The organism is Shinella sp. WSC3-e (assembly GCF_945994535.1).
In the GTDB taxonomy this organism is placed as follows: domain Bacteria; phylum Pseudomonadota; class Alphaproteobacteria; order Rhizobiales; family Rhizobiaceae; genus Shinella; species Shinella yambaruensis.
On sequence record NZ_OZ000530.1, the window covers coordinates 1,287,796 to 1,313,470 of the forward strand.

Below are 25,675 nucleotides of genomic sequence, written 5' to 3' on the forward strand. Positions count from 1 at the left end.
TGGCGTCAGGGGCGCCACCAGGCAGCGCGCCAACAGCGCGCGACGGACATAGCGACAACCAATCTCTTCGGAACGTTTCGCCGCCTTCACGATTTCTCTACCGCATTTCATCTTGCAAAGGAGAGACATCATGAAATCGCTGGCTGATATCTTTGAGCACACCCTTCAGGACGTCTATTATGCAGAGAACGCGATCACGAAGGCCCTGCCCAAGGTCGCGAAGGCCGCCAAGAGCGCCGAGCTGAAGAAGGCGGCCGAGGAGCACCTCTCGGAAACCAAGGACCAGATCAAGAAGCTCGAGCAGGTCTTCAAGTCGATCGGCAAGAAGGCGTCGGGCGAGAAGTGCGATGCCATCGAAGGGCTGATCAAGGAAGCCGACGGCCTTATGGAAGAAGCACAAGGCACTGCCCTTGATGCCGGCCTGCTTGCCGCATGCCAGGCTGTCGAGCACTACGAGATCGCGCGCTACGGCTCGCTTCGCGAATGGGCGAAGGATCTCGGTCATGACGAGGCGCACAAGCTCCTGAGCGAAATCCTCGACCAGGAAAAAGCGACCAACAACAAGCTGACGAACCTCGCCGTGACCGCCATCAACAAGACGACGACCGCCAAGAAGGCGGCCTGAACCGCACGACGGGACGCTGCGACACATCGAACGTCACCACCAGACATCGGGAGCCGGGCTTGATACCCGGCTCTCGTTCATCTAGTCGCCGCTTTTCCCAAGACCTGGCGGTCCATCCAGCCGACCCGTGGTCGCCGCCAGCGCGCCGATCGCATCCAGCGCAGTCGCCAGGCCTTGCATCAACAGGGCGATGTCGCGCTCTTGGCCAGATTGGCTGGTCTCCAGTGCTCGCTTCCGCAACGCGGCACTGTCCGTTTTCAGCCGGTTAAAGAGGTTGTCGTCCATGATGTTCTCCTTAAACTTGTTTGTGCCAAGTTTGAAAAACGTACGGCGCATTCTGGCGTTCCATCCGGGCGGGATGGCGTCAGATGTCGGTCACCATTGACGGGTCGGAACGAGGTCACGCGATGCGGTATGAAAATCAGGTCGAATCCTTTGAAGACCCAAAGCCAAATCGATTGCATGAGGAGCGCGCAAGCCGTCGGATACTGTTTGCCCTGCTGGTAGCGGGCGCTGTGGTCGCAAGTCTCTACGGGCTCGGTCTGGTTTTGGCGTCATCCATGGGCGGCGTATAGGCGTCGATGCCTGGGAAGGCGATTTCGCATAAAGGCAGGGGCGGGCCTTCCGGTAAACCGGAAAGGCCCGCCCCACCCAAGACTCCGCCAGGGGACCATCGCGGAGGCGCATCCGTAACCGGCGGCCCTGCACGATGTTCCAGAAGCCCGGGACATTTTTTGTCGCCGGCCCCGTTATGTCCCAAAGAGCAGGAACGGCGGAACGCCGAGTGCCGTCAGCCCCGCGAAGATCAACACAGCCGCCGCCATCAGCGTCTTGTCGGTTTCCTTCCGCTCCTTCGCTCTTTCCAACATTGCAGTTCCTCCACGATGAAACTTTGGCGCGTCAATCCGGACGCGCGCGCTTTGTTCCATCGTTGCCCGGAAACTCGTCCACCATCCGAAAAACACGCCTTTGAAGGTCTCAGGCGTTGAACGGACGGAGCAGTCTTTCGCGGAAAAGACGGGTGACGCCTCCGCCGTGGAACATCGCGACCTCATCTTTGTTTTCAATAAATCACGAAAACAAGGGAGGATGAGATGTTTCAGGCATCTCTCGGCGGCGGCTTCGGCGCGCAAGAATACGGCCTGCGCGCTTCTATCCGAGCCGCGATCGCCTATGACGAGCTTTGCTCCGGTCACAAGATCGAACTCGTCTTCGAGGCGCAGGCCATCGTCATCCACGGACGCGTGCCGCCGGATGTGGCACGGCGTGTGCGCGTGATCATCTACGAGGTTGCCGGGCCAACGCCTGTGTGGGACCGAACTTTCTGGTTGGGCTGAGTACAGCGACTGCCGCACGAACCCTTCGGCTTCACCCGCGCCGCCGGTCTCGATCGGGCCCGGGGTGTCAGCCCCGAACAACGCCGCGGCTCATTGCCCAGCCGGCGGGCTCGAACTGCCAGCGCAGAGAGGCGCAGTCCGCCGGCGGCACAGCCACACCTGAAAAATACATTCGTATTTTCAAGCAATTACGATGCGTTTTTGAAGGGAATGGAGGCCTCGCCGAGAATCGAACTCGGGTGCAAGGATTTGCAGTCCTCTGCGTAACCACTCCGCCACGAGGCCGTCCGTTTGCTATAAAGCGAGTGGTGCCGGGCGTTTAGAACGAATTGAGAAAGGGCGCAAGGGGCTTATTCCGAACACGCAATTTTTTTCATTCGCGCTCGTCTTTGCTTCCGCCTCGGCCAGAGATCCGACATACGATGGAAGGGCGCAGGGGCAGGGTGGCGCGCCCGCAGGCGCGCGCCACATTTATTGTTGCTGCGCCGGGGCGCCGCCTTCGAGGCCGACGAGGGCGATCTTGCCGTATCCGGCACCGCGCAGAAGGTTCATCACATCCATGACATTGCCGTAGTCGACCGCCTTGTCGGCACGCAGCAGGATGCGGGCATCCTTGTTGCCTTCCGTCACCGCGTCGAGTTCCGGGCCGAAATTGTCGCGGGCGATCTCGCCATTGCCGATCGAGACCGTCAGGTCCTTCTTCAGCGTCATGAAGACCGGCTTGTCCTCGCGCGGCGTCGGCTGGGCGACGGAGGAGGGCAGGTCGACATTGATGTCGACGGTGGCGAGCGGCGCGGCCACCATGAAGATGATCAGCAGCACCAGCATGACGTCGATGAACGGCGTCACGTTGATCTCGCTGTTCTCCTCCAGGTCGTCGCCGCCGCCTTCCTTGATCTTGCTCGCCATGACGTCACCCGATCTTCACGACGGAGCCGGCGGCGCGTTCGCTGCGCTGCGCGCCGTGGCGCAGCGAGCGGCGCACGTCGAGGTCGCGGCTGGCCAGCCGCTCGATGGCGGCCGAGGCGTCGCCGAGGTTCTGGCGGTAGCCGGTGATGGCGCGGGCGAGGAAGTTGTAGATCACGACGGCGGGAATGGCGGCGACGAGGCCGATCGCGGTCGCAAGAAGCGCTTCGGCGATGCCGGGCGCGACGATGGCGAGGTTCGTGGTCTGGGCCTTCGAGATGCCGATGAACGAGTTCATGATGCCCCAGACGGTGCCGAACAGGCCGACGAAGGGCGCGGTGGAACCGATGGTGGCGAGCAGGCCCGTACCCTTGGCGATGCGCCGGCCGGCATGGACCTCCATGCGGGCGAGGCGCGAGGAGATGCGCTCCTTCACGCCGCCGTCCGAAACGTGGTCGAGCACCGCTTCGGAGGCATCCATTTCCTCGCGGGCGGCGCGCGTCATGCGGGCGACCGTGCCGCGGTTGCGGCCGAGCGCCTGTTCGCCGTCCTCGAGGCCGCGCGCGACGATCAGCTGCCGCACGGCGCGGCTTGCCGAGCGCTGGGCGGCGGCCAGCTCGGCGAGCTTGGCGAGAAGCACGGCCCAGGTGACGACGGAGGCGAAGGCAAGGCCGATCATCACGCCCTTGACGACGATGTCGGCGGCCATGAACATGCCCCAAGGGGAAAGGTCGTGCGGCAGGCCGGCCTGCCGCTCGCCCGTCGCTGCATCGTCGACGGCGTCGAGCTCGGTCGCTTCCTCGCCGTCCGCCATCCCGTCGGCTTCGCCCGCGGCGGTCGTCGCCGCGTCGCCCGTCGTGGGCCGCGAGGTCGTTTCCGTGGTGGTTGTCGCCGACGTACCGTTCGTCGTGTCGCCGGCGGGCTGTCCGGCATCCGGCTGGCCGTCCGTCTGGGCGGCGGTTCCCTGGGCCTGGCCCTGGGTTGCCCCGGTCTGTGTTTCCTGGGTCTGGGCCAGGGCGGCCGGCGGGGTGGCGAGCGCCATCAGGATGATCGCGAATAGCAGTCGAGACCGTTTCAGCACGGCGTATTCCTCTTGCATGTCTCAATTTAAACGGTGCCCATCCGACAAACGGGCATGGCGCGGACGCTAGGCGCCGCTAAAACCTGACTGCTCAATACGACATTATGGAGGGGGCAGGCAATAATATGTTGAGTAATTTATTCATGATAAACCCCGGAAATTCCGGTGGGCGATCCGGGCGAAACCGCGGGAGCGCGGTTTTTGCGCGCAGACGACCGCCGCCTATGGACACCCGGCCCGAAACCGCTCTAAGAGGATTGCGACGCATCCGGCATCGCAACCGGGCCTTCGTGCCGCGGTCTGCCGCTTACTCACAGGGCTAGAGATGATTGACTACAAAGCAGCGCGCACGAAGATGGTGGACAACCAGATCCGTACGACGGATGTGACGGCGCACGAGGTGCTCGACGCCTTCCTGACCGTCGCGCGCGAAGAGTTCGTGCCCGCGGCCGTCAAGCCGCTCGCCTACATCGACGACGATATCCAGATTGCCCCCGGCCGCTACCTGATGGAGCCGTCGCCGCTCGCCAAGCTGATCCAGCTTGCCGAGATCGCCGGCACCGATGTCGTGCTGGAGGTCGGCTGCGGCACGGGCTACGCCTCGGCCATCCTGTCGCGCCTCGGCAGCTCCGTCGTGGCACTGGAAAGCGACGCGGAACTGGCCGCGCGCGCGACGGAAACGCTCGCCCGCCTCGGCTACGACAATGTCGCCGTCGTCACCGGCGATCTGGAGGCCGGCTATGCGCCGGAAGCGCCCTACGAGGTCATCTTCGTGCATGGCGCGGTGGAATTCGTTCCGGAGGCGCTCTTCGCCCAGCTGCGTGATGGCGGCCGCCTCGTCGTCGTCGAGGGCTACGGCAATGCCTCGCAGGCCCGTCTTTATATCAAGGAAGGCGTGCACGTTTCCGAACGCAACGTCTTCAACACCGCCGTCAAGCCGCTCCCGGGCTTCCGCAAGGCGAAGGAATTCGTCTTCTGAGCCAGCGCCGGCGCGAATCGTTTCGATCGGCCCGTTTGTTGCACTTTCGCAACGGGCCGGTCCTATTGTCGTTACCAAATCCTTCCTGATGGGCCTGACGACTGTTCCTGATTGAACGAAGAGGCATTATCGCGGGCGGAGCGGACCCGTCCGCGGCCGGCCGCCGATGCCGGATGGAGTGTGCCCGGCCTTCGTGCCGGTGAGAAGTGTGTAAAGGCAGCTCCCGCGACGGGCTGGCCAGGATCGGAGTTTCGTACTGTGTCCCTTCTTCGTCGAACCGCCCTTGCGCTCGCGCTCGCCACTGCCGTCCACGTCCTGCCGCAGGCGGCCCTGGCCGAGACGCTGGCCGGCGCCATGGCCAAGGCCTACGAGAACAACCCCGACCTCAACGCCGCCCGCGCCGCACTGCGCGCCATCGACGAGAACGTGACGATCGCCAAGGCCGGCATGCGGCCGCATGTGACGGGCGTGGCCGAGGTGGAGGGTACCCGCACGAACCTCGACGTTCGGCCGGCGGCCAACATTTTCGGGCAGCGCGCCGGCCGGCAGACCGATTACGTCGCCTCCAGCTACGGCATCACGATCAGCCAGCAGGTCTTCGATGGTTTCCAGACGCTCAACCGCGTCAGGGCGGCCGAGGCGAATGTTCTGGCGAACCGGGAGTCGCTGCGGGCCCAGGAGATCTCCATCCTCCTTGCCGCGGTGGAATCCTATTCGAACATTGCGCGTGACCAGCAGATCGTGTCGATCCGCAAGAAGAACATCGCCTTTCTCCAGGAGCAGCTCAGCGCCGCGAATGCGCGCCTGAATGTCGGCGAAGGGACGCGCACGGATGTCAGCCTCGCCGAGGCGGAGCTTGCCTCCGCCAGGGCTCTGCTCACCGCGGCCGTCTCCTCGCTCAAGCAAAGCGAGGCGGCTTATGTGCAGATCGTCGGTGAAATGCCGAAAGGCATCAAGCAGCCGTCGCCGGCCAAGAAGGCGATGCCCAATTCGCTGGACAATGCCGTGGCGACCGGCATGCGCGAGAACCCGAACATCCTCGCGGCCATGCGCAGTGTCGATGCCGCGGGCTTCAGCGTGAAGGAGGCCGAAGGCGCCATGTTGCCCGGTGTTTCCCTGCAGGGCAGCGTCTATAAGTCCGTCAATACCGAGGACGGGCCGAGCGACAGTCTGCAAGGCACCGTGTCCGCCCGGCTTACCGTCCCAATCTATCAGGGCGGCGCGGAATACGGCCAGATCCGCCGTGCCAAGGAGCGGTTCGGCGAAAGCCAGCTGCTGGTGGATTCCGCCCGCATGGAAGTCCAGCGCACGATCGCCACGGCGCATGCGCAATACGAAGCGGCCAAGGCCTCGATCGCGGCCATCCGGGTGCAGATCGACGCCGCCAACCAGGCGCTGAGCGGCGTCATCGAGGAGCGCAATGTCGGCCAGCGCACGACGCTCGACGTGCTCAACGCCCAGCAGAACGTGCTCGATGCGCAGGAGGACCTTGCCGCCGTGCAGCGCAATGCGGTCGTGGCGAGCTATTCGCTGCTGGCCGCCACCGGCAGCCTGACGGTGCGCAGCCAGGGCCTGGAAGTCGCGGAATACCGCGCCGAAGTGCACTACGAGGCCGTCAAGGACAAGTGGTTTGGCCTGCGGACCGTCGACGGTCGCTAGGGTCTGGACTCCATCAGGATAGGTGTTCTGTTGTCATGGACGGGCCGCCTGATCGCAAACAATGCTCGACAAGGCCAAGGTGCCTTGCCTTGCGCTTGTTTGCCTCCATCCAGTCCCGTCCATGACAACAGAACACCTATCCTGTACAGACCCTAAGCCTCGCCCTTGGCAGGGCAAACAAATCTGTGCATCACTCGTAACACATGATTCGCGGCGATTTAGTTCGCCGTCGAACTCGCCTAGGGTTTTCGGGATGTCCGGCAGGTCCCGCAGCGGCTGGCCATGGACGCCGCAGAGAACGGGGATAGAAATGGCTCAGCCAAATGTCGCGCGTGAACCGTCCATGGATGAAATCCTGGCGTCCATTCGCAAGATCATCGAGAACAACGAAGCCATGCCGGATCTTGCGGCCGATGCCGCGGACGACCGGGGCTTCGACATCACGACGGGGAGCGAGGGCCGCACCCTGCTCGATCATCCCGGCGTGATCGAACAGGGGCATGCCGAGGAGCATGTCTCCGCTGCGATCCAGCCGATCCCGCGTGCCGAGCCGGTGCAGGGCGGGCAGCCGGCCCTGTCGCTTGCCGATGTCGCCGCCCGCGTTCGCGCCGCCTCCGAGCGGCATGTCGCCAGCCGTGACATGCCGGAGCGCGAACCCGTTTCCGCCGAGCCGGTGCAGATGCCCGTGCGGGAGGAAAACCCGATCGTGACCGCGCGCATGGCGGCAAGTGCCGGCCGCACCCTGCCGGCGTTCGAGGCCGTCGCGAAGGCTGAGCCCGTTGCCGAGGACGTGGTGGCGCCGGCCGTCGTGCCCCATGCCGAGGAACGCGCCGCCCAGCCGGCTGCTGCCGGCCGGGATGTCGCCGCGATCGTCTCGCCGGCCGTCGGCGAGCGCGTGGCCCAGTCCTTCGGCGCGCTGGCGCAGGCGCTCGACGCCGGCCCGCGCCGGTCCTTCGACGAGATCGCCGAGGAGATGCTGCGCCCGATGCTGCAGGAATGGCTGGACGACAACCTGCCGACCCTCGTCGAGCGTCTGGTGCGCGAAGAGATCGAACGGGTGGCGCGCGGCCCGCGCCGCTGACCGACGCCGCCAATTCTCCAAAAGATTGGTTTAAGCCGCGCCGGAGCCCCCGGGGCGGCTTTTCTTCTGATATTGTTGACTTCGCCCCGGCCATCCGGTTTAGAAAACACAACCGACAAACAGCAGGCCACGCACGAAAATGCTTGAAAAGAACTATGATTCCGCAGCGGTCGAGCCGCGCATTGCCAAGGCATGGGAAGATGCGGACGCGTTCCGCGCCGGCGAGGGGGCAAAGCCCGGAGCCGAGACCTTCACCATCGTCATCCCGCCGCCGAACGTGACGGGCTCGCTGCATATGGGCCACGCCCTCAACAACACGCTGCAGGACATCATGGTCCGCTTCGAGCGCATGCGCGGCAAGGACGTGCTGTGGCAGCCCGGCATGGACCACGCCGGCATCGCGACGCAGATGGTCGTCGAGCGCAAGCTCGCCGCCGAGAAGCTGCCGGGCCGGCGCGAGATGGGCCGCGAGGCCTTCGTCGAGAAGGTGTGGGAGTGGAAGGCGGAATCCGGCGGCCTGATCTTCAACCAGCTGAAGCGCCTCGGTGCATCCTGCGACTGGTCGCGCGAACGCTTCACCATGGACGAGGGGCTTTCCGACGCCGTCCTCGAGGTCTTCGTCTCGCTCTACAAGGAAGGCCTGATCTACCGCGGCAAGCGGCTGGTGAACTGGGACCCGAAATTCGAAACGGCGATTTCCGACCTCGAGGTCGAGAACAGGGAAGTCGACGGCCATATGTGGCACTTCAAGTACCCGCTCGCCGACGGTGCGACCTACACCTATGTCGAGAAGGACGCCGACGGCAACGTCGTCTTCCAGGAGGAGCGCAACTACATCTCCATCGCCACCACGCGTCCCGAGACGATGCTGGGCGACGGCGCGGTCGCCGTCCATCCCTCGGACGAGCGCTATGCGCCGATCGTCGGCAAGCTCTGCGAGATCCCGGTCGGTCCCAAGGAACATCGCCGCCTCATCCCGATCATCACCGACGAGTACCCGGAACCCGATTTCGGCTCCGGCGCGGTGAAGATCACGGGCGCGCACGACTTCAACGACTACCAGGTCGCCCGCCGCAACAACATCCCGCTCTACCGCCTGATGGACACGCGCGCGGCGATGCGCGCCGATGGCGAGCCCTACGCCTTCTACGCGGCGCAGGCGCTGGAGATCGCCAAATCCGGCGACCTGCCGAACGAGGCCGAGGTCGACGACATCAACCTCGTTCCCGACGAATATCGCGGCCTCGATCGCTACGAGGCCCGCAGACGCATCGTCGAGGCGATCAACGCCGAGGGCCTCGCGGTCACCGTCAAGGATGCCGAAGGCAACGACGTGCCCTTCGTCGAGAACAAGAAAGTCATGCAGCCGTTCGGCGACCGCTCCGGCGTCGTCATCGAGCCGATGCTGACCGACCAGTGGTTCGCCGACGCCGCGACGCTGGCCAAGCCCGCCATCGCCTCCGTCCGCGAGGGCCGCACGAACTTCGTCCCGAAGAACTGGGAGAAGACCTATTTCGAGTGGATGGAGAACATCGAGCCCTGGTGCATCTCCCGCCAGCTCTGGTGGGGCCACCAGATTCCGGCCTGGTACGGCCCGGACGGTCAGGTCTTCGTCGAGAAGACCGAGGAGGAGGCGCTGCATGCCGCCATCCAGCACTACATCGCCCATGAAGGCCCCTGGAAGGCCTGGGTCGAGGAGAAGCTGGAGAACTTTGCGCCGGGCGACATCCTGACGCGCGACGAGGACGTGCTCGACACCTGGTTCTCCTCCGCGCTCTGGCCGTTCTCGACGCTCGGCTGGCCGGAACAGACGCCGGAGCTGGAAAAATACTACCAGACCGACGTGCTCGTTACCGGCTTCGACATCATCTTCTTCTGGGTCGCCCGCATGATGATGATGGGCCTGCACTTCATGAAGGACGAGTTCGGCAATCCGGTCGAGCCGTTCCACACCGTCTATGTCCACGCCCTGGTGCGCGACAAGAACGGGCAGAAGATGTCGAAGTCGAAGGGCAACGTCATCGATCCGCTCGAGCTGATCGACGAATACGGCGCGGATGCGCTGCGCTTCACGCTGGCCATCATGGCCGCGCAGGGCCGCGACGTGAAGCTCGACCCGGCCCGCATCGCCGGCTACCGCAATTTCGGCACCAAGCTGTGGAACGCCACGCGTTTTGCCGAGATGAACGGCGTTGCGGCCGATCCGAAATTCGTGCCGGAAGCGGCCTCGCTGACGATCAACCGCTGGATCCTGACGGAACTTGCCCGCACCGCGCGCGACGTCACCGAGGCGATCGAGACCTACCGCTTCAACGACGCGGCGAGCACGCTCTACCGCTTCGTCTGGAACCAGTTCTGCGACTGGTATCTGGAGCTGCTGAAGCCGGTGTTCAGCGGCGAGGATGCCGCGGCGAAGGCGGAATCGCAGGCCTGCGCGGCCTATGTCCTGGAGGAGATCTACAAGCTCCTGCATCCGTTCATGCCCTTCATGACGGAAGAGCTCTGGTCGCACACGGCCGGCGAGGGCAAGACGCGCGAAAACCTGATCTGCCACGCCGAATGGCCGTCGCCGGCCTATGGCGACGAGGCGGCCGCCGACGAGATCAACTGGCTGATCGACCTCGTCTCCGGCATCCGCTCGGTGCGCGCTGAGATGAACGTGCCGCCGAGCGCGACGGCGCCGCTTGTCATGGTGGGCGCCAATGCGCTGACGCGCAAGCGCCTTGAAACGCACGATTCGGCGATCCGCCGCCTTGCGCGCGTCGAGCAGATCCGCCTGGAGGACGCGGCGCCGAAGGGCGCGGCGCAGATCGTCGTCGGCGAGGCGACCGCCTGCCTGCCGCTCGGCACGCTGATCGATCTGGCGGCGGAAAAGGCCCGCCTGGAAAAGGCGATCGACAAGGCGAAGGCGGAAGCCGCGCGCATCGAGGCCAAGCTGTCGAACGAAAAGTTCGTCGCCAATGCCAAGCCGGAGGTGGTGGAGGCCGAGCGCGAGCGCTTCGCCGAGCTGGAGCAGCAGCTTGCAAGCCTGGCAGTGGCGCTTGCCCGCGTGAGCGAAGCGGGCTGATTCCCGTCAAATTTGCAGGGATGCTTTGAAAACCGCGCCGGGTCCCCCGGCGCGGTTGTTTATTCGGCGGACCGCTCGCAATATCTCGGCTGTGTCTAAAAAGTGACAGCCGGCTACCGGATTGGAAAAGATAACTCTTAATTAGTGGAAAGCGCCCGATATTTGAAAAATCGTTTCTGGTCGTTCAACTGCTGAGGGGCTTCATGAAAATCTTACGTAATTTTTTGAACGTCCATCGGAAATCATGGGCAAAAACTGGGGTTTGCCAATCCCGCGCTCCTCTTCGATAGTCGGGATGGAGAGGCGCGAAGCAGAGGCAGCTGCTGTTTGCGCAGGACTTTTGCAGGGGAGGATTGCATGAAACGGAAGAACATCGGCCTTTTGGGGATGACGGCGATGGCCCTGCTGGCCGCCACATCCGCGCAGGCGGGCGGCCTGGAGCGCGGCGGGTACAATATCGACCTGCTGTTCGATCCCTCGGACTATGTTTTCGAGTCGGCGGTGACCTTCGTCAACCCGCAGCGCGACATGAACAATGTCCGCGACAACATTCCCCTCGACGGCGACCTGAACGGCCTGCCGAGCAACGGCATTCGCGACACGGAGAGCTACTGGGTGCCGCGCATCGGCTTCAAGGCGTCGATCACCGATGCGATCGACTGCATGGCCGACTATTCCCAGCCCTGGGGCGCCCATATCAATCCCGGCCGCAACTGGGCGGGTGCCAACGACAATGTCGAGACCAAGATCGAGAGCCATAACTACGCGGCGACCTGCTCCTATTCCTTCGACATGGGGCCGGGCCAGTTCCGCGTGATCGGCGGCGGTTTCTACCAGGAGGTTTCCGGCTTCAAGGACCGCCTCGTCTTCGCCATGCCCGAGGGCTCGCCGCTGAACGGCATGGGCCGCCTGAAGCTGGAAGGCGAGGGCTGGGGCTGGCGCGCCGGCATCGCCTACGAGATCGAGGAATATGCGCTGCGCACCAGCCTCGTCTACAACAGCGCGGTGAAGCTCGACGACATCACCGGCACCATGGACCTCCGGCAGGTGCCCGGCGCCGTCCTGCCGGGTTTTGCGGGTGTCAGCACGCCGGTCTTCGGCTCCGCCGACATGCCCGATTCGCTGGAGTTCAAGTTCCAGACGGGCATCGCGCCGGACTGGCTCGCCTTCGGCTCGGTCAAGTGGACCGACTGGAGCCAGCTGCAGAGCCTGCCCTTCTGCCCGGTCGCCACGCGCGGCATCGACTGCCGCACGAGCGGCCCGACGGAGGTCACCTCGCTCGACCTGCTCTATCGCGACGGCTGGACCGTTTCGGGCGGCATCGGCCACAAGTTCAACGACAAGATCAGCGGCGCGGTGAGCCTGACCTGGGACCGCGGCACGAGCACCGGCATCGGCACGCATGCCGATACCTGGACCGTCGGCACGGGCATTTCCTATGCGGCGAACGAGAATGTCGAGTTCCGCCTGAGCGGCGCGCTGGGCATCCTGACGAGCGGCTCGTCCGGCCAGGTCGTCAAGGACGGCCGCACCTTCGGCCGCCGCGTCTCCTACGATTTCGACAGCGATCTCGTGACGGCGATCTCCACGTCGCTGAAGATCAAGTTCTGATCCGGCGGACCATTGGCGATCAGAATCGGGCCCGGTGTCATCACCGGGCCCTTTTTCTTGGTTAATGTTTCGTTACCTCGTCGCAGGCTTGATGGGGAAACCACAACGACGCCTCAAAATATGTGACGGAATCGCAACACATTTTTTTCCAGAGTTTGCTACACAACCGGGAGAGCGACGAAATGTCCATTTCCCGCCACAAACGGGGCGCAGCGATAACGACATGTAGACGCGTGGAAGCCGCGCCCAGGGAAACGATGAGCCAGCCGATGTCATTGCCGCCGGAGTTGCCGGAAACCCGCACGAGACCTGTGCGTTCCCGGTTCGGCGCTAGGAAGAAGGTCCGGCGCGGAATTGTAGAAGTGATGCCGAAGTCCGAGTTGATGCCGATGAAAGTAGTGGTATTGGGCCTTTGTCTCTCGCTCTCCTTCGGGGCGGCGTCCCAGGCTCTCGCATTCGATCCCCAATCCGGCGTCAGCAAGGAAAGCGGCCCCTTCGATCTCTTCAAGTTCGGCTTCTTCTCCTACAAGGAGGGGCGCAAGAGCGACGCCGTCGAGGCCTACCGCTACGCCGCCGAAAAGGGGCATACGGGCTCGCGCTGGGCGCTCGCCAACATGTATGCCGATGGCGACGGCGTGCCGGAAAACGATCTCGAAGCCTTCAAGATGTACAGCGAGATCGCCCAGGCCGGCGTCGAGCCGGGCTCGGAGGATACGGGCTACTTCGCCAATGCGCTGATCGCGCTCGCCAGCTACTATCGCCGCGGCATTCCGGACAGCCCCGTCAAGGTCGACATGGCGCAGGCCCGCCAGCTCTATTTCCAGGCCGCCTCCGCCTTCGGCATTCCCGAGGCCCAGTTCCAGCTCGGCCGCATGATGCTCTCGGGCGAGGGCGGCAATGTCAGCGTGCACCAGGCCAAGAAATGGCTGAACCGCGCGCGCAACAACGGCCATGCCGGCGCGATGGGCCTCTTCGGCAACATCCTTTTCCAGGAAGGCCAGACGGCCCGCGGCCTTGCCTTCATGACCGCCGCGCTCGATCATTGCCCGCCGAAGGACTGCGGCTGGCTGCAGGCCACGCAGGAAGAGGCCTTTTCCGTCGCCAGCGAGGACGACCGCCGCAAGGGCGTGGCGCTCGCGCAGAGCATCCGGTTCAGCCCGGAAGAATAGCGGCAAGATAGCCCCCCTCATCCGGCCTGCCACCTTCTCCCCGCAGGCGGGGAGAAGGGATTTGTGGCAAGGCCGCGCCCCATCTTCCTTCTCCCCGCTTGCGGGGAGAAGGTCGCGGCAGCGGGATGAGGGGCGGCTCTGTACTCTACGCCGCGTAATCCAGCACTGCCACGACCGGCACGTGGTCGGACGGCTTTTCCCAGTTGCGCACATGCTTTTCGACCGCCGTCGAGACGAGGCGGTCCGAGGCTTCGGCCGACAGCATGAGATGGTCGATGCGGATGCCGAAATTCTTCGGCCAGCAGCCGCCCTGATAGTCCCAGAAGGTATAATGCGGCACGGCATCGCTCGAGGCGCGCACGGCGTCCGTGAGGCCGAGGTTCTCCAGGCGCCGGAAGGCCTGGCGGGTCGGCGGCAGGTAGAGCGCGTCCCGTTCCCAGACCTTCACGTCCCAGCAGTCGTGCGGCTCGGGAATGACATTGTAGTCGCCGGCAAGGATCAGCGGCTCCTCGAGCGCCAGCCGGTCCTCGGCAAAGGCGATCAGCCGGTCCATCCAGGAAAGCTTGTAGGGATATTTTATCGGGTCGTCCGCCGGATTGCCGTTGGGCAGGTAGATCGAGCAGACGCGGATCGCGCCGCCCTCGACGGAGAACACGCCCTCGATGAAGCGGGACTGCACGTCCTCCTCGCCGCCGGGCAGGCCGCGGTTCACCTCGTCCGGCCGGATCTTCGAGAGGAGGGCGACGCCGTTGAAGCCCTTCTGGCCGTGCGTCTCGACATGATAGCCGAGCGCCTCGATCTCGCCGCGCGGAAACCCTTCGTCGATCGTCTTGATTTCCTGGAGCGCGACGATGTCGGGATTGGAGGCTTTCAGCCAGGCGACGAGATTGTCGATGCGCGCCCGCACGCCGTTGATGTTCCAGGTGGCGATCTTGATCGGCATGCAGGTTCCCGTCTTGGTTCTTGAAAGGTCAGATCGAGAAGCTGGTGCCGCAACCGCAGCTGGCGACGGCGTTCGGGTTCTTGATCTGGAAGGACTGGCCGAGAAGGTTGTCGACGAAATCGATCTCGGACCCGTCCATGTAGATGAGCGAGAGCTGGTCGATCAAGACCTTCGCATTGTCCCGCTCGAGCACCAGGTCGTCGTCCTGCTGGTCCTCGACGAGGTCGAACTTATAGGAGAAGCCGGAACAGCCGCCGCCCTCGACGGAGACGCGCAACGCCTGCTTCTCGGGCGAGGCCGTCAGGATCGACGCGATGCGCCGTGCGGCGGCGTCGGAAATGGTAACGGACTTGTCGGTCATGTCTGCCTCCTGCCGGGGTCAAGGTCCGGAGAGAATCGCTATCCTTCCGGAACGGCGCTTCTGCCGCTCCTGGCGTGACCTGCTGCGAACCGTCTCAAACAAATCCTTGAAAAGGCTTGTATTTCAAGCTCCGCTTGCAGCCGGACTTGCCGCTGTGCACACTATAGGTATGAAGGCATTGCGGCCGCGTCAATGGCCGGCGTGAATGCAGGTGAAGAATGACGTTCGACAGACATGCGCTGGGTTTTGGCGCGGGGCAACGCGCCATCTATGCCTCCGACCCCTGGGCGACCCGTGGACGGCTCCATCCGGAAGCGGAAAGCCCGACGCGGTCGGACTTCCAGCGCGACCGCGACCGCATCGTGCACACCACCGCCTTCCGGCGCCTCAAGCACAAGACGCAGGTCTTCATCGCCGCCGACGGCGACCACTATCGCACGCGGCTGACCCACACGATCGAGGTGGCGCAGATCGCCCGCGCGCTCGCCCGCGCCCTGAAGCTCGACGAGGATCTCGCCGAGGGCGTGGCGCTGGTGCACGATTTCGGCCACACGCCCTTCGGCCATACCGGCGAGGACGCGCTGCACGAGGTGCTGAAACCCTTCGGCGGCTTCGACCACAACGCCCAGTCTCTGCGCATCGTCACCAAACTGGAGCGGCGCTATGCCGAGTTCGACGGGCTGAACCTCACCTGGGAAAGCCTCGAAGGGCTCGTCAAGCACAATGGGCCGCTGATCGGGCCGACCGGCGAGTGCACCCATGGCGAGGAGGTGCCGCGGCCGATCCTCGACTACTGCGCCATGCACGACCTGGAACTCGGCAGTTTCGCGAGCATGGAGGCGCAGGTGGCGGCGATCGCCGACGACATCGCCTACAACACCCACGACATCGACGACGGCCTGCGCTCGGGCTACCTCACCTTCGAGATGCTGGAGGAGGTCCCGTTCCTCGCCAGGCTGATGCACGACGTTCGCCAGCGCTATCCGGGCCTCGAAGCCTCGCGCTTCACCCACGAGATCATGCGCCGCCAGATCACCGCCATGGTGGAGGACGTGATCGGCTATGCCCAGCAGGCGATCGGCGACGAGCGGCCGGAAAGCGCCGAGGACGTGCGCAGGGCGCGCCGCTGCCTTGCGACCTTCTCCGCGGAGATGGCGGTCACCGACAAGGAGATCAAGAGGCTGCTGTTCTCGCGCATCTACCGGCATCCGGAGGTGATGCGGGTGCGGGCGAACGCCGCCTCGATCCTCACGGACCTCTATCACGCCTATATGGACGACCCGCAGCTCATGCAGGGGCACTACTGGGTGGACCGCATCGCGACCATGCCGGAATCGGCCCGCGCCCGCCATGTCGGCGATTATCTTGCCGGCATGACCGACAACTACGCGATCAACACGCACCGCCGGCTGTTTGACCATACCCCCGAATTGCGATAGTCAGCCGCCCACCTGAACTTCTTCGCAGGAATGGCCCGGAACGGGTTGCTGCGCGCGGATGGATGAGATGAACCTTTTTACAGACTTCGACAGCAGAATCAAAAACGTACTCGAAGGACTTGAGATCGTCCGTGAAAAGCGTGGCGACCTCGACTTCGGCCGTATCAGCGTCGAGCCGCCGCGCGATGCGAGCCATGGCGACGTCGCGACCAATGCCGCGATGGTGCTGGCGAAGCCTCTCGGCCTCAATCCGCGGGCGCTTGCCGATCTCATCGTCGCCGAGCTGAAGAAGGATCCGGAAGTGGCGGATGTCGGCGTTGCCGGCCCCGGTTTCATCAATGTCCGTCTCTCCGTCGCCTACTGGCAGAAGCTGCTCGCCGCGATCGTCCGGGCCGGGACCGGCTACGGCCGGGGTGCCCTCGGCGCCGGGCGCAAGGTCAATGTGGAATATGTCTCGGCCAACCCGACCGGCCCGATGCATGTCGGCCATTGCCGCGGCGCCGTCGTCGGCGATGCGCTGGCCAACCTGCTCGCCTTTGCCGGCTATGCCGTGACCAAGGAATACTACATCAACGACGCGGGCTCGCAGATCGACGTGCTCGCCCGCTCGGCCTTCCTGCGCTACCGCGAGGCGCTCGGCGAGACGATCGGCGACATCCCGTCGGGTCTCTATCCGGGGGACTATCTGGTGCCGGTCGGCGAGGCGCTGGCCGAGGAATTCGGCACGACGCTGCGCGCCATGCCGGAACACCAGTGGATGCCGATCGTCAAGGAAAAGACGATCGACGCGATGATGGCGATGATCCGCGAGGACCTTGCCGCCCTCAACGTCACGCACGACGTCTTCTTCTCCGAGCGCTCGCTGCATGCCGGCAACGGCGCGCCGATCCGCACCGCGATCAACGACCTGACCTTCAAGGGCCATGTCTACAAGGGCGTGCTGCCGCCGCCGAAGGGCCAGCTGCCGGAAGACTGGGAAGACCGCGAGCAGACGCTCTTCCGCTCGACGGAGGTCGGCGACGACATCGACCGCCCGCTGATCAAGTCGGACGGCTCCTATACCTATTTCGCCGCCGACGTTGCCTACTTCAAGGACAAGTTCGACCGCGGCTTCGACGAGATGATCTATGTGCTCGGCGCCGACCACGGCGGCTACGTCAAGCGCCTGGAGGCGGTCGCACGGGCCGTTTCCGAGGGGAAGTCGAAGCTGACGGTGCTGCTCTGCCAGCTGGTCAAGCTGTTCCGCAACGGCGAGCCGGTGAAGATGTCGAAGCGCTCCGGCGACTTCGTCACGCTCCGCGACGTGGTCGACGAGGTCGGCCGCGATCCGGTGCGCTTCATGATGCTCTACCGCAAGAACAGCGAGCCGCTCGACTTCGACTTCGCCAAGGTGACGGAGCAGTCCAAGGACAATCCGGTCTTCTACGTGCAGTATGCCCATGCGCGCTGCATGTCGGTGTTCCGCCAGGCGGCCGAGGCCTTTCCGGACCTCGATGTCGCCGCGCTCGATCTGGCTGCCGCGATCGACGGCAACATCGCCGATCCGAGCGAGTTGCAGCTTCTGGCGAAGCTGGCAGAATATCCGCGTGTGATCGAGGGGGCTGCACTGGCGCACGAGCCGCATCGCATCGCGTTTTACCTCTATGATCTTGCCAGCGCATTCCATGCTCACTGGAACAAAGGCAAAGAGCAGCCGGAATTACGGTTTGTTAACGATAAAAATAGAGAATTGAGTATCGCCAGACTTGGGCTGGTGCACGCTGTCGCCTCTGTTCTTAAGTCGGGCCTGTCCATTACAGGCACGGCTGCGCCGAACGAAATGCGGTAACGTCACCATTTGCCCACAATAAGCTGGCAAACGCGTTTTTGTAGCTTGTGAGTGGGAAGCAGTATGGCAGACAAGAACTTCGCGCGAAGCGGAACCGCTGACACGGATCTCCTGGCGGACGACGACCCGTTGGCCGAGCTTGCCCGTCTCGTCGACTACGAGCCGCGTCCGCTTCCGGGTGCCGGCAGGTCCTTCTCCGAGCCCGCCCGGGTTGTGCCGCGATTGGACAATCCCGTTCTCGCCCTCGAGGACGAGTTGATGCGGGCCTTCGAGCAATATGACACGCCGCGCCGCGAGAGCGTCGAGCCGGTCGTTGCCGAGCGGGCGGCGCCGCGCCATGTCGAGCCCGTGTTCGATATGCCGGAGCCGGCCGCCGAGGCGCGCGACGCCATCCTCGACACGGTGCCGACGCGCGATGCCGCGCCGGTCGATGCCGGCCATCGCGAGCCTTCCTTCGAGGAGCAGTTCTTCGGCGTCGAGCCGTCCGTCGAGGAAGAGCGCCCGGCGGAGGCGCAGCAGCCGGATGCCGTTGCGAGCGATGCCGGCCACGAGCCTGCCTTCGAGGAGCACGCCGTCGAGCCGCCTTTCGTGGAGGAAGCCTTCGCCGAAGCGGCCGAGCATGACGTCCTCCTCGACGCTGCGCCGGTCGATGCCGCCCACCGTGAGCCCGCCTTCGAGGAGCAGTTCTTCGGCGTCGAGCCGTCTGTCGAGGAAGAGCGCCCGACGGAGGCGCAGCAGCCGGATGCCGTCGCGAGCGATGCCGGCCGCGAGCCCGCCTTCGAGGAACATGCGGTCGAGCCGCCCTTCGCGGAAGAGATCGTCGCCGCGGCGACGCCGGCCGACGTCGAGCCTGAGCTGGATTTCGATCCGGCCCTGCTGCTTGCCGACGAGCTCGAGGCGGCCGTGCACGACGTGCCGTCCGTCGCGATCGAGCCGGCGGCGCATGCCGGCCACCAGTTTGTCGACCGGCTGGAGCCGCGTTTCGAGCCGCCCGTGCGCAGCGAACCCGTTGCCGAGACCCCCGTTGCCGCCAGCGCCGACGAGCGCCAGCCCGTCGTGCTCGGCCTGCAGCCGCTCGCTCCCGAGGAGAACCCGATCGACGAGATCGGCCTCGACCTGGAGCGCGAGCTGGAGCTTTCGATCGGCGATGGTTTCGCCGACGACCTGCTCTCCGAGGGACACAATGCCGAAGCGGCCGCGACCACGCAGGCCGACAGCGAGCCGGTTCTCCAGGCCTTGATGTCCGATGCGGCCGCCGAACCGTTCCATGCCGAGCCGGCCTATGTCCGCGACGAGCCGCACTTCGTCGCCGAAATGCCATTCGAGACGCGGGAAGACCGCGCCCGCGCCGTGGCCGAGGCCGAGACGCAATGGCAGGATGCCGAGCCCGTGCGCGACGCGCAGCCCGACTACCGGGTGGAATCGGTCGAGCCCGGCCGCACCTACGACCAGGACGCCCTGCTGGCGGAGGTCGAGCGCTATCCCGTGCCGGAAAGCCGCTCTCCCCTGACGGCCGCCACCCTTGCCGCCGTCGGCGCGACGCCGCGCAGCGGCATGGCCAACGTTTCAGCGATCTTCGGCCGTGCGACGCCCGTCGCGCACCGCCAGCCGGCCGTCGAGACGGCCCGGACGCCGGTCGCCGAAACCGCGCATGAACCGGTCTTCGAGCCCGCGCAGGAGCCGGTGGCGGACACCTATCGCACGCCGGTCGCCGAGACCCGCCAGGAGCCCGCCGCCATGGCGACCCCGGCTGCCTCGGGCGCTGAGCTCGATCTGGAGAACCTGGAATTCGACCTTTCCGACATCGACCTCGACCTTTCCGATTTCTCGCTCGACGAGGAGCCGGTGCGGCAGGAGGACAAGGCGCCGGAAACCCGGACGGAGGCCGCCGGGCCCGTCGAGGTGCAGACGCCCGTGCGCCGCGAGCCGGCCGTCGCCGTTCCCGTTTCCACCTATACCGCGCCGCAGCCGGTGGTGGCCGAGACGGCCGATGGCGCGCTGCCCTTCGACCCGACGATGATCGCCGATACCGACGAAGGCGTCTCGCCGGTCACCGAGCTGGACGTCCCGCAGCTTCCCGTCATCGAGAAGGAAAAGCCGCCGGCCTACCAGCCCGACTACGATTTCGACATCGACGCGGAAATGGCGCAGCTCTTCAACGAGCCCGCCGCCAAGGCGCGCGGCGAAGACCTGTCGGCCGGCGTTGCCGGCGGTGCCGTTGCCGCCGCCATCAGCCAGCCGATGGCGCAGATCAACGATGTCGACGATTTCGAACGTGCCCTCGAAGAGGACTTCCGCCGCTCGCTGAACCAGCCGGAGCGCATGGCGATCCCCGTCGATCCGGGCCAGGCCAACACGCTCTATGCCGGCGACGGCTACGACGAGGAGCAGTCTCGCCCGCGCCGAGGCCTGCTGATCGCCGCCTCCATCGCGGCCCTGCTGATGGTCGGCGGCGGTGGCGTCTACGCCTGGAGCGCCTTCTCCGGCGGTGCGGCCGGCTCCGGCGAGCCGCGGGTGATCCTCGCCGACAAGGAGCCGGTCAAGATCGTGCCGGAGGAAAAGGGCGGCAAGACCGTGCCGAACCAGGACAAGGCGGTCTATGACCGCGTTGCCGGCGACACGGCCGCAACGCCGCAGCAGGAACAGCTCGTCACCTCGACGGAAGAGCCGGTCGACGTCGTCCAGCGCACGCTGACGCCGGAGACCCTGCCGTTCGATGGTCCGGAAGACGGCGTCGAGGCGGTCATCGCGGCGGAAAACGAAAACCGCGTGCTGCCGGGCGTCGACGAGCCGGAAACGGCAACGGCCGAAGGCGGCAGCAAGCCGCTCGTCTCGCCGCGCAAGGTCAAGACGATGATCGTCAAGCCGGACGGCACGCTCGTCGCCCGCGAGGAGACGGTCGGCGAACCTGCGACGGACATTGCCGGGCTCGATGCCAAGGCGACCGCGACCACCGGCAGCGCCTCGGGAGAGGCCGCCGCGACGGTCGACGCCGATGCTTCGCTGCGCGCCGAGCAGGCGGCCGGCGAAGGCCAGCCGCGCTCCGCGCTTGCGGAGGTCGCCGATGCCGAAGTCGACGACACCGCGCCGGTGCGCACCGTGAAGACGACGACGATCGGCGCCACGACCGGTTCGACGGACGGCAATGCGCCGATCCCGGGCACCCGCCCGATCGATCAGCCGGTCACCGTGGTCGGCACCGTCACCGAGAACGGCAACGTCTCGGGCACGCGGACCGCCGAGGCCACGCCGACGCAGACGCAGACGGCGGAACAGACGCAGGTCGCAGCCGTCGCGCCGGGCAGCTACGTCATCCAGATCGCCTCGCTGCCCTCGGAGGCGGAGGCCCAGAAGAGCTACAATTCGCTCTCCTCCAAGTTCTCCAGCGTCATCGGCGGGCGCGGCGTGGACATCAGGAAGGCGGAGATTCCGAACAAGGGCACCTACTTCCGCGTCCGCATCCCGGCCGGTTCGCGCGAAGAGGCCAATGCGCTGTGCAACCGCTACAAGAGTGCCGGCGGAAGCTGCCTCGTCACCCGCTGAGGTGTCGCCGAATTCCTGGGGAGGCGCGGGCATGGTCCGCGCCTCTTCGATTCCCGCGGGCCGTCGCCGAGTGGCGGGCAGGGCGCGCGCTTCGTTTTCCCCACCGAACCTTTAAGATTGCGGACATGAGCGAATCGAAATCCTTCCTTTCGGGCTGCAAGGGCCTGAGCCTGAGCGCCGACGAAAAAGCCTTCTTCCGCAGCGAGCGGCCCTGGGGCTTCATCCTGTTCGGCCGCAACATCGGCGAGCCGGAGCAGGTGGCGGACCTCACCGCCGAGATGCGTGACTGCGTCGGCGGCGGGGCGGACATTCCGGTGCTGATCGACCAGGAGGGCGGCCGCGTCCAGCGCATCAGGCCGCCGCATGTGCAGCAATATCCGAATGCCGCCGCGCTCGGCGCCATCTACCGCGCCGACGCGGAGAAGGGGCTGCGCGCCGCCTGGCTGATGTCGCGCCTGCATGCCTTCGATCTCCTGCGCCTCGGCATCAATGTCGATTGCCTGCCGGTGCTCGACGTTGCCGTGCCGGGCGTGCACGACGTCATCGGCAACCGTGCCTACGGGCAGGAGCCGGAGATCGTCTCGGAGATGGGCAAGGCCGCGGCCGAGGGCCTCAAGGCCGGCGGCCTGCTGCCGATCATGAAGCACATGCCGGGCCACGGCCGCACCATGGTCGATTCGCACCATGACCTGCCGGTGGTGCACGCGAGCCGCGCCGAGCTGGAGGCCTGTGATTTCGTGCCCTTCCGGCGCATGAAGGACGAGCTGATGGCGATGTCCGCCCACATCGTCTTCACCGCCATCGATGCCGACAACCCGGCGACGACCTCGGCGACGGTGGTGAGCGAGATCATCCGCGGCCATATCGGCTTCGACGGGCTGCTGATGTCCGATGACGTGTCGATGAACGCGCTGAAGGGCGATATTGCCGCAAGAAGCCGGGGAATCATTGCCGCCGGCCTCGACATGGTGTTGCATTGCCATGGCATCATGGAGGAAATGATCGCGGTGACCGAGAATGTTCCGCCGCTCACCGGCGACAGCCTGCGGCGGGCGAATGCGGTGCGTGCGGGCTTCCCGACGCCGGACGGGGCGGACGAGGCGGCGCTGCGCGAGGAATTCAATGCCATGATCGCGGTGGCCTGACAGCCGCCGCAAATGGTGTCCCGCGGTCGCAGCCACGCGGGGCAAGGAAAGGGGCGACGTGCAGGGAACGGGGTCGAAGCCACCGAAGAAGGGACGCGGCGCAGAGGCGCCGATGGCCGACCTGTGGCAGGACGCCGAGGCGCGGGGTCTTTCCGAGGAGAGCCTCGTCGTCGATCTTGCCGGCTTCGAGGGCCCGCTCGACCTTCTCCTGCATCTCGCCCGCACGCAGAAGGTGGACCTCACCCGCATCTCCGTGCTGGCGCTTGCCGAACAATATCTCGTCTTCATCGAGCGGGCGCGCAAGATCCGCATCGAGCTTGCCGCCGACTATCTCGTCATGGCGGCCTGGCTCGCCTATCTCAAGTCGCGCCTGCTCATTCCCAGGCAGGCGAAGGACGACGGCCCCTCCGGCGAGGAGATGGCGGCCAGCCTCGCCTTCCGCCTGAAGCGGCTGGAGGCGATGCGGGATGCGGCGACGCGGCTCGTCAACCGCAACCGCCTCGGCCGCGACGTCTTTGCCCGCGGCATGCCGGAGCACATCCCGACCGAGCGGCGTTCGTCCTTCGAGGCCTCGCTCTACGACCTGCTCAGCGCTTATTCTTCGCTGCGCCAGCGCCATGCGATCACCCAGGTCACCATCGAGAAGCGCAATGTCTGGTCGCTCTCCGATGCGCGCGAGATCCTGTCGCTGCTCGTCGGCGGCTTCGAGGACGACTGGGCGGCGCTCGACAGTTTCATCCTGCGATACCTGAGCGACCCGGCGGAACGCACCACGGCGATCGCCAGCGCCTTCGCGGCGACGCTGGAACTTGTGCGGGAAGGGCGGCTGGAGCTGCGCCAGGACGGCGCCTTCCAGCCGATCTACCTGCGCCGCGGGCCGAAGCCCGAGGGCGACGAGGACGGGAGCGACGGGCGTGGCTGAGCCGGGGGACGACGCACCGCGCGAGGCGGACGGCGGCACGATCGTCGATCCGCGCCGGCTGCACGAGGCCGCGCGCATCGCCGAGGCGCTGGTCTTCGCGTCCGCCGGTCCGGTCTCGCAGGCCTACATCGCCGAGCGCCTGCCGCGCGGCGTCGACGTGCTGCATGTCATGCGCGAGCTGAAGGCGCTCTATGCCGGGCGCGGGGTCAATCTCGTGCAGCTCGGCGACAGCTGGGCCTTCCGCACCGCGCCGGATCTCTCCTTCGTCATCCGGACCGACGAGACGGAGGTGCGCAAGTTGTCGCGCGCCGCGCTGGAGGTCCTGTCGATCATCGCCTATCACCAGCCCGTCACGCGCGCCGAGATCGAGGATATCCGCGGCGTGCAGACCTCCAAGGGCACGCTCGACGTGCTGATGGAGGCGGGCTGGGTGCGTTTCCGCGGCCGCCGCCGCTCACCGGGCCGCCCGGTGACCTTCGGCACGACGCGGGATTTCCTCGATCATTTCGGCCTGGAGGATTTGCGCGACCTGCCGGGCCTCGAGGAGCTGAAAGGCGCCGGCCTCCTGTCCGGCCGCATCCCCTCCAACTTCCAGGTGCCGATGCCGCTGCGCGAGGACGAGCTGGCGGAGGACGAGGACCCGATCACCCAGCTGGACCTGGAGGAACTCGGTCTCTTGACACCGGGCGGAAAAGAAGACGAATAGACGAAGCTTATAGAGCAGTTCCAGCAAAAGTGCGCCGCGGTTTTGCGCGCGGAACTGCGCCCACACAACGGCTGGGGCATCCTTGCGCTTCGAGGCGGCGTGAAAATGCTCTGCAGGACTGTATCGCGAGCGCACAGGCTGGCGACAGGGAAAGACTTCGGCACATGGTTCTGGATCCGTCAGGCTCCAACGGTATCGAGACGAAACGCGCATCGGCGGTAACCTTCGCGGCGCGCCTGTCCTTCGAGGATATCCGCCACAGCTACCACAACAAGGAGACGATCCGCGGCATTTCGCTGACGGCGGAGCCCGGCGAGGTCTTGTGCCTGCTCGGTCCGTCCGGCTCCGGCAAGACGACGCTGCTGCGCATTGCCGCCGGCATCGAGGCGCAGACGGCCGGCCGCGTGCTCCTGAACGACCGCGAGGTTGCCGGCCCCGCCGTCTTCCTGCCGCCGGAGCGGCGCGGCGTCGGCCTGATGTTCCAGGATTTCGCGCTCTTTCCGCACATGTCGGTGCTCGACAACGTGCGCTTCGGCCTGACGGCCCTGCCGCGCGCGGAGGCCGAGGCGGAGGCGCAGGTGGCGCTCGAACGCGTCGGCCTGTCGCACTATGCCCAAAAGTTTCCGCATGTGCTTTCGGGCGGCGAGCAGCAGCGCGTGGCGCTTGCCCGGGCGCTCGCGCCGCGTCCGTCGGTCCTGCTGATGGACGAGCCGTTCTCCGGGCTTGATTCGCGCCTCAAGGATTCGATCCGTGCCGATACGCTGGCGATCCTGCGCCAGTCGCGCGCCAGCGCCATCGTGGTGACGCACGATGCGGAGGAGGCGATGCGCATGGGTGACCGGATCGCCCTGCTGAAGGATGGCCGCCTCGTGCAGGTCGGCACCGCGGAAGAGCTCTATCTTCATCCGAGCAACATCTTCGCCGCCGCCTTTTTCTCGGAAATCAACGAATTTCCCGGCCGTGTGCGCGACGGCGTCGTCGAAACGCCGCTCGGCAATGTCGATGGCAAGCGTTTTTCCGATGGCCAGAAGGTCCATGTGGCGGTGCGCCTTTCGGGGCTGCGCGTCATGGAAAAGGACGGCGAAGTGCCCGCGCGCATATTGTCGCGGCGCTTTCTCGGGGTCGTCGAGCTTCTCGAACTCGCCATACCCGGCACGGACCAGCCGATCCGTGCCCGCGTTCGGGCAGATCAGTTGGCATCCGGATTGCGCGACGTCACGCTTTCGGCTAACCACCGCGACATTCTAGTGTTTGAAAAAGACGGCTGAACGTC

The 25,675-nt window shown here is 65.6% G+C and carries 21 protein-coding genes and 1 tRNA gene; 16 read left to right on the plus strand and 6 right to left on the minus strand.

The annotated features are described in order from the left end of the window. Nucleotides 1-130 precede the first annotated feature (130 nt). Nucleotides 131-625, plus strand: coding sequence for a YciE/YciF ferroxidase family protein (locus tag AABF56_RS06575; RefSeq protein WP_244765637.1), 495 nt, complete (start codon nucleotides 131-133; stop codon nucleotides 623-625). Between the two features lie 81 nt (nucleotides 626-706). On the opposite strand, the gene AABF56_RS06580 is transcribed toward AABF56_RS06575, so the two are convergent. After that, nucleotides 707-910 (minus strand): hypothetical protein, encoded by a 204-nt coding sequence (locus AABF56_RS06580; protein ID WP_272805348.1) that lies wholly within the window; start codon nucleotides 908-910, stop codon nucleotides 707-709. A gap of 83 nt (nucleotides 911-993) precedes the next feature. Here AABF56_RS06580 and AABF56_RS06585 point away from each other — a divergent pair, with 83 nt between their 5' ends. After that, on the plus strand, nucleotides 994-1,200 hold the full coding sequence (locus tag AABF56_RS06585) for a hypothetical protein (protein WP_244765635.1): 207 nt from the start codon (nucleotides 994-996) through the stop codon (nucleotides 1,198-1,200). Between the two features lie 519 nt (nucleotides 1,201-1,719). Further along, on the plus strand, nucleotides 1,720-1,962 hold the full coding sequence (locus tag AABF56_RS06590; RefSeq protein ID WP_272805349.1) for a hypothetical protein: 243 nt from the start codon (nucleotides 1,720-1,722) through the stop codon (nucleotides 1,960-1,962). Between the two features lie 211 nt (nucleotides 1,963-2,173). On the opposite strand, the gene AABF56_RS06595 is transcribed toward AABF56_RS06590, so the two are convergent. The 3 genes from AABF56_RS06595 to exbB form a co-directional block, all read right to left on the minus strand. After that, nucleotides 2,174-2,247 (minus strand) — tRNA-Cys (locus AABF56_RS06595). Between the two features lie 186 nt (nucleotides 2,248-2,433). Next, a complete protein-coding gene (gene exbD, locus AABF56_RS06600) occupies nucleotides 2,434-2,871 on the minus strand; it encodes a TonB system transport protein ExbD (RefSeq protein WP_244765633.1) in 438 nt (145 codons plus the stop codon). 4 nt (nucleotides 2,872-2,875) lie between these two features. Then, on the minus strand, nucleotides 2,876-3,949 hold the full coding sequence (gene exbB / locus AABF56_RS06605; protein WP_272805350.1) for a tonB-system energizer ExbB: 1,074 nt from the start codon (nucleotides 3,947-3,949) through the stop codon (nucleotides 2,876-2,878). A 328-nt stretch (nucleotides 3,950-4,277) separates the two neighbouring features. Here exbB and AABF56_RS06610 point away from each other — a divergent pair, with 328 nt between their 5' ends. The 6 genes from AABF56_RS06610 to exoR all read left to right on the plus strand — a co-directional run bounded on the left by AABF56_RS06610 (nucleotide 4,278) and on the right by exoR (nucleotide 13,515). Further along, entirely contained in the window at nucleotides 4,278-4,928 is a 651-nt protein-coding gene (locus tag AABF56_RS06610) for a protein-L-isoaspartate O-methyltransferase family protein (protein WP_398430730.1), read from the plus strand. 258 nt (nucleotides 4,929-5,186) lie between these two features. Then, nucleotides 5,187-6,587: a TolC family outer membrane protein gene (locus AABF56_RS06615; RefSeq protein ID WP_272805351.1), complete on the plus strand. Its 1,401-nt coding sequence runs from the start codon at nucleotides 5,187-5,189 to the stop codon at nucleotides 6,585-6,587. 310 nt (nucleotides 6,588-6,897) lie between these two features. Further along, nucleotides 6,898-7,668 (plus strand): PopZ family protein, encoded by a 771-nt coding sequence (locus AABF56_RS06620; protein WP_272805352.1) that lies wholly within the window; start codon nucleotides 6,898-6,900, stop codon nucleotides 7,666-7,668. Between the two features lie 139 nt (nucleotides 7,669-7,807). Further along, nucleotides 7,808-10,735: a valine--tRNA ligase gene (locus tag AABF56_RS06625; protein WP_272805353.1), complete on the plus strand. Its 2,928-nt coding sequence runs from the start codon at nucleotides 7,808-7,810 to the stop codon at nucleotides 10,733-10,735. 357 nt (nucleotides 10,736-11,092) lie between these two features. After that, a complete protein-coding gene (locus tag AABF56_RS06630) occupies nucleotides 11,093-12,346 on the plus strand; it encodes an OmpP1/FadL family transporter (protein WP_272805354.1) in 1,254 nt (417 codons plus the stop codon). Nucleotides 12,347-12,711: 365 nt separating this feature from the next. Continuing rightward, on the plus strand, nucleotides 12,712-13,515 hold the full coding sequence (exoR, locus tag AABF56_RS06635; protein WP_244765995.1) for an exopolysaccharide production regulator ExoR: 804 nt from the start codon (nucleotides 12,712-12,714) through the stop codon (nucleotides 13,513-13,515). A 145-nt stretch (nucleotides 13,516-13,660) separates the two neighbouring features. Here exoR and xth read toward each other — a convergent pair whose 3' ends face one another. Both xth and erpA read right to left on the minus strand, forming a co-directional pair. Then, nucleotides 13,661-14,452, minus strand: coding sequence for an exodeoxyribonuclease III (gene xth, locus AABF56_RS06640; RefSeq protein WP_272807452.1), 792 nt, complete (start codon nucleotides 14,450-14,452; stop codon nucleotides 13,661-13,663). Nucleotides 14,453-14,486: 34 nt separating this feature from the next. Beyond that, nucleotides 14,487-14,819, minus strand: coding sequence for an iron-sulfur cluster insertion protein ErpA (erpA, locus tag AABF56_RS06645; protein WP_244765626.1), 333 nt, complete (start codon nucleotides 14,817-14,819; stop codon nucleotides 14,487-14,489). 218 nt (nucleotides 14,820-15,037) lie between these two features. Here erpA and AABF56_RS06650 point away from each other — a divergent pair, with 218 nt between their 5' ends. The 7 genes from AABF56_RS06650 (at nucleotide 15,038) to AABF56_RS06680 (ending at nucleotide 25,670) form a co-directional block, all read left to right on the plus strand. Continuing rightward, on the plus strand, nucleotides 15,038-16,258 hold the full coding sequence (locus AABF56_RS06650) for a deoxyguanosinetriphosphate triphosphohydrolase (RefSeq protein WP_244765625.1): 1,221 nt from the start codon (nucleotides 15,038-15,040) through the stop codon (nucleotides 16,256-16,258). A 67-nt stretch (nucleotides 16,259-16,325) separates the two neighbouring features. Further along, nucleotides 16,326-18,086 (plus strand): arginine--tRNA ligase, encoded by a 1,761-nt coding sequence (argS, locus tag AABF56_RS06655; RefSeq protein WP_272805355.1) that lies wholly within the window; start codon nucleotides 16,326-16,328, stop codon nucleotides 18,084-18,086. A gap of 63 nt (nucleotides 18,087-18,149) precedes the next feature. Beyond that, nucleotides 18,150-21,629 carry an SPOR domain-containing protein gene (locus AABF56_RS06660; protein ID WP_272805356.1) on the plus strand — a complete coding sequence of 1,160 codons (3,480 nt, stop codon included), beginning with the start codon at nucleotides 18,150-18,152 and terminating at the stop codon, nucleotides 21,627-21,629. A gap of 125 nt (nucleotides 21,630-21,754) precedes the next feature. Beyond that, on the plus strand, nucleotides 21,755-22,774 hold the full coding sequence (gene nagZ, locus AABF56_RS06665) for a beta-N-acetylhexosaminidase (protein ID WP_272805357.1): 1,020 nt from the start codon (nucleotides 21,755-21,757) through the stop codon (nucleotides 22,772-22,774). Between the two features lie 112 nt (nucleotides 22,775-22,886). Next, nucleotides 22,887-23,696 carry a segregation and condensation protein A gene (locus AABF56_RS06670; RefSeq protein ID WP_272805358.1) on the plus strand — a complete coding sequence of 270 codons (810 nt, stop codon included), beginning with the start codon at nucleotides 22,887-22,889 and terminating at the stop codon, nucleotides 23,694-23,696. After that, on the plus strand, nucleotides 23,689-24,402 hold the full coding sequence (gene scpB, locus AABF56_RS06675; protein ID WP_432347650.1) for an SMC-Scp complex subunit ScpB: 714 nt from the start codon (nucleotides 23,689-23,691) through the stop codon (nucleotides 24,400-24,402). The genes AABF56_RS06670 and scpB overlap by 8 nt, the downstream gene beginning before the upstream one ends. Nucleotides 24,403-24,566: 164 nt before the next feature. After that, nucleotides 24,567-25,670: an ABC transporter ATP-binding protein gene (locus AABF56_RS06680; protein ID WP_244765619.1), complete on the plus strand. Its 1,104-nt coding sequence runs from the start codon at nucleotides 24,567-24,569 to the stop codon at nucleotides 25,668-25,670. The last annotated feature ends 5 nt before the right edge of the window (nucleotides 25,671-25,675 follow it).

What these genes read in the sequence shown, in the direction of transcription:
- AABF56_RS06575 (WP_244765637.1), top strand. Translation starts at nt 131, where the DNA reads ATGAAATCGCTGGCTGATATCTTTGAGCACACCCTTCAGGACGTCTAT.
- AABF56_RS06580 (WP_272805348.1), bottom strand. Translation starts at nt 910, where the DNA reads ATGGACGACAACCTCTTTAACCGGCTGAAAACGGACAGTGCCGCGTTG.
- AABF56_RS06585 (WP_244765635.1), top strand. Translation starts at nt 994, where the DNA reads ATGTCGGTCACCATTGACGGGTCGGAACGAGGTCACGCGATGCGGTAT.
- AABF56_RS06590 (WP_272805349.1), top strand. Translation starts at nt 1,720, where the DNA reads ATGTTTCAGGCATCTCTCGGCGGCGGCTTCGGCGCGCAAGAATACGGC.
- exbD (WP_244765633.1), bottom strand. Translation starts at nt 2,871, where the DNA reads ATGGCGAGCAAGATCAAGGAAGGCGGCGGCGACGACCTGGAGGAGAAC.
- AABF56_RS06620 (WP_272805352.1), top strand. Translation starts at nt 6,898, where the DNA reads ATGGCTCAGCCAAATGTCGCGCGTGAACCGTCCATGGATGAAATCCTG.
- AABF56_RS06625 (WP_272805353.1), top strand. Translation starts at nt 7,808, where the DNA reads ATGCTTGAAAAGAACTATGATTCCGCAGCGGTCGAGCCGCGCATTGCC.
- AABF56_RS06630 (WP_272805354.1), top strand. Translation starts at nt 11,093, where the DNA reads ATGAAACGGAAGAACATCGGCCTTTTGGGGATGACGGCGATGGCCCTG.
- exoR (WP_244765995.1), top strand. Translation starts at nt 12,712, where the DNA reads ATGCCGAAGTCCGAGTTGATGCCGATGAAAGTAGTGGTATTGGGCCTT.
- erpA (WP_244765626.1), bottom strand. Translation starts at nt 14,819, where the DNA reads ATGACCGACAAGTCCGTTACCATTTCCGACGCCGCCGCACGGCGCATC.
- AABF56_RS06650 (WP_244765625.1), top strand. Translation starts at nt 15,038, where the DNA reads ATGACGTTCGACAGACATGCGCTGGGTTTTGGCGCGGGGCAACGCGCC.
- argS (WP_272805355.1), top strand. Translation starts at nt 16,326, where the DNA reads ATGAACCTTTTTACAGACTTCGACAGCAGAATCAAAAACGTACTCGAA.
- AABF56_RS06660 (WP_272805356.1), top strand. Translation starts at nt 18,150, where the DNA reads ATGGCAGACAAGAACTTCGCGCGAAGCGGAACCGCTGACACGGATCTC.
- nagZ (WP_272805357.1), top strand. Translation starts at nt 21,755, where the DNA reads ATGAGCGAATCGAAATCCTTCCTTTCGGGCTGCAAGGGCCTGAGCCTG.
- AABF56_RS06670 (WP_272805358.1), top strand. Translation starts at nt 22,887, where the DNA reads ATGGCCGACCTGTGGCAGGACGCCGAGGCGCGGGGTCTTTCCGAGGAG.
- AABF56_RS06680 (WP_244765619.1), top strand. Translation starts at nt 24,567, where the DNA reads ATGGTTCTGGATCCGTCAGGCTCCAACGGTATCGAGACGAAACGCGCA.